We start from the raw sequence: 2909 nt of genomic DNA, 5'->3' as shown, positions 1-2909 counted from the left end.
GTGGGCATCTGGTCGAGGGATGTCCTGTCTACACAACGGCTGAGGTCGTCATTGGCGAGGCCGACGCGCTTCGCTTTGAGCGCAGAACGGATTCTGCCCGACAGGCTCGGAATGATTTTCAAGTGCAAGCCGCAGACGTCACCTGGATGTTGATCTCCACCGCCCTCGTTCTGCTCATGAACGGGGCACTTGCCTTCTTCTACGGTGGGCTGGTTCGCTCGCGACACATGCTCAACACCCTCGCCATGAGCTTCGCATCGTTCGGCTTTGTCGGGCTCGCATGGGTGCTTGCAGGGTACTCGCTCAGCTTCAGCCCTGGCACATCCTTCGTGGGTGGGCTGCAGAACGCCATGCTGACGGGCATGAAGCTCGACGATCTGCACGATACCATCCCGACCCTGCTCTTCATGGCCTACCAGGGCACCTTCGCCATCATCACCGCAGCCCTCATCTCCGGGGCCGTGGTCGAGCGCATGCGCTTCGGCGCCTATCTCGCCTTCATCACGCTGTGGAGCCTGGCTGTGTACGCGCCCGTCGCGCACTGGGTCTGGGGTCCAGACGGCTGGCTGGGGGCGCGGGGCGCACTCGACTTCGCGGGCGGCACGGTGGTTCATGTGAACGCAGGCATCGCCGCCCTGGTGACGGCGGTCGTGCTCGGCCCCCGCAAGGACTTCGGCAGACGCGCCCTGCTCCCGCACAACGTGCCGTTCGTGCTGCTCGGCGCGGGACTGCTCTGGTTTGGCTGGTTCGGCTTCAACGCGGGCAGCGCCCTCAAAGCCGACCGATCGGCGACCCTGGCCTTTGTGAACACGATGCTGGCCCCCGCGGCGACCCTCGTGGTGTGGATGACCCTCGACATCCTTCGCACCCGGCGCGTAACCGCCGTAGGCATCGCCACCGGCGTGGTCGTGGGACTGGTGGGCATCACCCCCGCGGCGGGCCTCGTCTCGCCTGTCGAGGCCGTCATCATCGGACTGCTCTGCACCTTCCCCTCGTACTACGCCATTCTCTGGCGCGCGGCCTCGAGCATCGACGACTCGCTCGACGTATTCTCGGCCCACGGCATAGGCGGCATCGTGGGGGCCCTGCTCACTGGTATCTTTGCATCGAGAACGTGGGGAGCCCCCGTCGACGGACTGATCCACGGCAACCCAGCGCAGCTCGGCATTCAGGCCATGGGCGTGGTGGTCACCGCCGCCTACAGCGCCATCGTGACCTGTGCCCTCTTGAAAATCGTCGATGCCGTCGTTCCCCTGCGCGTCGAGGCGCGTGACGAGCGCGTCGGACTCGACGTCTCGCAACACGGCGAGGAGGCCTACAGTCGCGGCGAGGGCGCGATTCTCATCCCGGCTGTGAAGGAGGCCTGACGTGAAGCTCATCGTAGCCATCATCCGCTCTGAGCGCCTGAGCGACACGCTGGAAGCATTGTTCAAGGCCGAGGTGACCGGGCTCACCGTCTCCGACGTGCACGGCCACGGCGGCGAGCGCATCGAGGTCGAGACCTACCGCGGCACCACGGTTCGCATGGAGCTCTCCGAGAAGGTGCGCATCGAGATCGGGGTCTCCGAGCCCTTCGTCGAACCTACAGTGCAGGCCATCATGTCGGCGGCGCGAACCGGCGAGGTGGGCGATGGCAAGATCTTCGTGCTGCCCGTCGAGAAGATCTACCGCATCCGCACGGGCGAGGAAGACACGGCGGCCGTGACCCCCACGCCGGAAGAGTAGGCCGTCCCCTCTCTCGCCGGAACCGCAGCAGCAGAAACCTTCACCGATCAGGGGAACGCACTTGAAGATCGGAATCAGCGTCTCGATCACCGATACAACCATGCGCCCGGACGATCTCGCGCGAGAGGTCGAGGCCCGCGGCTTCGAATCGCTCTGGGTCCCCGAGCACACCCACATCCCCGCAGATCGGCGTGACACAAGCGGAAACCCGCTGCCAGAGCGCTACTGGCGAACCTACGATCCGTTCGTGGCGCTGACCGCGGCGGCGGTGGCCACCACGCGCCTGCGCCTGGGAACCGGGGTCTGCCTGCTCATCCAGCGCGACCCCATCACCACGGCGAAGGCGGTGGCCAGCCTCGACACGCTCTCGCAAGGGCGTTTCGAGCTCGGCGTCGGCGGGGGCTGGAACCGCGAGGAGATGGCCAACCACCACTGCGACTACGCCACGCGATGGCGTCGCCTCCGTGAGCACGTGGACGTGATGAAGGAGATCTGGTCAAAGGAAGAGGCGCAGTTCGAAGGCGAGTTCACCCGCTTCGGTCCGATGCTGTCGTTCCCCAAGCCGCTCCAGGCGCCCCACCCTCCGATCCTGCTCGGGGGCCACGGCCCGAAGGCGCTCGCGCGCGTGGTCGACTACTGCGATGGCTGGTTTCCCATTGCGCGCATGATCGACGACCCCGCGAGCGCCCTCAAGGAACTGCGACGCCTGGCTGAAGAGAAGGGACGTGATCCGTCCACCCTGACGGTGACGGTGTACGGAGTGCCCCCCACCGAAGCCGCGCTGGCCGCGTGGCGGAAGGCGGGAGCACAGCGCGCAATCCTGGGACTTCCCGCGGAGCGCCGTGAAGACGTGCTGACCGTTCTCGACCGCCACGCGTGCCTGCTGGAGGCCGCCCATGCTTGAGCCCGGCACGACGCTGCATCGCGGCTACGCCATCGATCGCGTCCTGGGGAAGGGCGGCATGGGCATCGTCTACCTGGCCCACCAGACCGCGCTCGGAAACCGGCGGGTGGCGCTGAAGGAGATCATCATCCCAGAGCTCGACCCCGCGATTCGCGCCGAGCTCATCGCCCAGTTCAAGCGAGAGGCCGCCATCCTCGGCGCCATCGAGCATCCCAATCTCGTTGACGTGAAGGACTGCTTCGAGGAGAACGGCGCTCACTTCATGGTGATGGCCTTCATC

The 2909-nt window shown here is 66.3% G+C and carries 4 protein-coding genes; all 4 read left to right on the top strand.

The annotated features are described in order from the left end of the window. Window positions 1-146: 146 nt before the first annotated feature. Window positions 147-1367: an ammonium transporter gene (locus tag EB084_23050; protein ID NDD31142.1), complete on the top strand. Its 1221-nt coding sequence runs from the start codon at window positions 147-149 to the stop codon at window positions 1365-1367. 1 nt (window position 1368) lies between these two features. After that, on the top strand, window positions 1369-1725 hold the full coding sequence (locus EB084_23045) for a P-II family nitrogen regulator (protein ID NDD31141.1): 357 nt from the start codon (window positions 1369-1371) through the stop codon (window positions 1723-1725). A gap of 61 nt (window positions 1726-1786) precedes the next feature. Further along, complete coding sequence (locus EB084_23040; protein NDD31140.1) at window positions 1787-2629, top strand: LLM class F420-dependent oxidoreductase; 843 nt, start codon at window positions 1787-1789, stop codon at window positions 2627-2629. Then, on the top strand, window positions 2622-2909 hold a 288-nt coding region (locus EB084_23035), incomplete at its 3' end, for a serine/threonine protein kinase (GenBank protein ID NDD31139.1). The genes EB084_23040 and EB084_23035, both read left to right, overlap by 8 nt.

This window comes from Pseudomonadota bacterium (assembly GCA_010028905.1).
Lineage (GTDB): Bacteria > Vulcanimicrobiota > Xenobia > RGZZ01 > RGZZ01 > RGZZ01.
Note: the sequence above shows the minus strand (reverse complement) of the source record. Positions and strands in the feature narration are given on the sequence as shown.

Bases quoted from the DNA above. Each gene is read 5' to 3' on its own strand.
- EB084_23050 (NDD31142.1), top strand. From the start codon at position 147: ATGTTGATCTCCACCGCCCTCGTTCTGCTCATGAACGGGGCACTTGCC.